Annotated in this window: 2 protein-coding genes and 1 pseudogene; all 3 read left to right on the forward strand. The window is 34.0% G+C overall.

The features are described from left to right. Window positions 1-244 (forward strand): annotated as a pseudogene (locus ACVC2P_RS01480) (hypothetical protein); the annotation flags it as partial. Window position 245: 1 nt separating this feature from the next. Beyond that, window positions 246-845: a superoxide dismutase family protein gene (locus ACVC2P_RS01485; RefSeq protein WP_452596713.1), complete on the forward strand. Its 600-nt coding sequence runs from the start codon at window positions 246-248 to the stop codon at window positions 843-845. A 61-nt stretch (window positions 846-906) separates the two neighbouring features. Then, a partial coding sequence (locus ACVC2P_RS01490; protein ID WP_452596714.1) for an RNA polymerase sigma factor occupies window positions 907-1365 on the forward strand: 459 nt, incomplete at its 3' end.

The following is a 1365-nucleotide window of genomic DNA, read 5'->3' on the forward strand; positions in this document are numbered from 1 at the left end:
CAATAAATGTGTAGCATCTTTAACAATGAATGGTGTTACAAACGATTTACCTTTAGAAGTTGAAATTACAGATGAAAGACGTGTTAGCATGAAAGGAACCATGTTATTAAAAGACTGGAACGCTTTAGGAGCATTAGAAGCTTTAAACAAGGTTTGTTTCGATTTACACAAAGGAGAAGATGGCGTAAGCAAAACTTGGGATGATGTTGCTATAGAAGTTAATACTTATTTAAGGAAAAACTAAAATGAAAAAAATAACTTTATTATTTACCATTGCTTTAACTTTTGGGCTTATAAGTTGTAAACAAGAGCCCAAAACGTCAGTAATAGATACAGTAGAGTCTACCAAAGAAAATGTTAAAACTAAAAAGGAAACAAAAGCAGACCTTAAAATAGTTAGTATTAGCGTTCCAATGTTACCTAAAAACGATAGTAAAGTTTCTGGAAAAGTTATTTTTTCTCAACATGACGATACTGTAAGTATGGTTGCAAATTTTACAGGTTTAACTACTGGCATGCACGCTATACATTTACATGAAAAAGCAGATTGTTCTTCGGCAGATGGTAAATCTACAGGAGGTCACTGGAACCCTACAGCAGAACAGCATGGTAAATGGGGAGATGCAACAGGATACCATAAAGGAGACATTGGTAATTTTACAGCTAAAGTAGATGGTACTGGTGCCGCAAAGTTTTCTACAAACGAGTGGTGTATTGGCTGTGGAGACCCCAAAAAAGATATTTTAGGCAAAGCCGTTATTGTACACCAAGGAACAGACGATTTTAAATCGCAACCAAGCGGTGCCGCTGGTAGCAGAGTTAGCTGTGGTGGAGTTATTAAATAATGACCGTATTATATAGTCGCTATCTATTTATAACAATTCATTTTAAACTATTACTATTTTGATTCCATTAGACACACTTATTACCAAATTTAAACAAAAGGACGAAAGTGCTTTTAAAACATTATACGATATGTATAGTGAGAGTATGCATGGCGTAATTTATAATATTGTTAGAGATCATGATATTGCAGAAGAGCTAATGCAAGATGTCTTCATTAAAGCTTGGCATAAATCGGATTCTTACGATTCTAAAAAAGGCCGTTTCTTTACATGGATACTTAATATTGCTAGAAATGCAGCCATTGATAAAACACGATCTAAAAGTTTTAAGAATGCTTCAAAAAACCTTGATGCACAATTTTTCGTAGATATCTTACCAACGCAAGATAGCTTAGATAATAAAACCGATGCTATAGGCATTTCAAAATACGTAAGTAAGCTTGCTGAAAAATGTATTAAGGTTATCGAGTTGCTTTACTTTAAAGGATATACACAAAAGGAAGCTTCCGAAACGTTGGAG

This window comes from Pontimicrobium sp. MEBiC01747, from assembly GCF_053601635.1.

Coding starts and splice junctions, on each gene's coding strand:
- ACVC2P_RS01485 (WP_452596713.1), top strand. CDS start 246: ATGAAAAAAATAACTTTATTATTTACCATTGCTTTAACTTTTGGGCTT.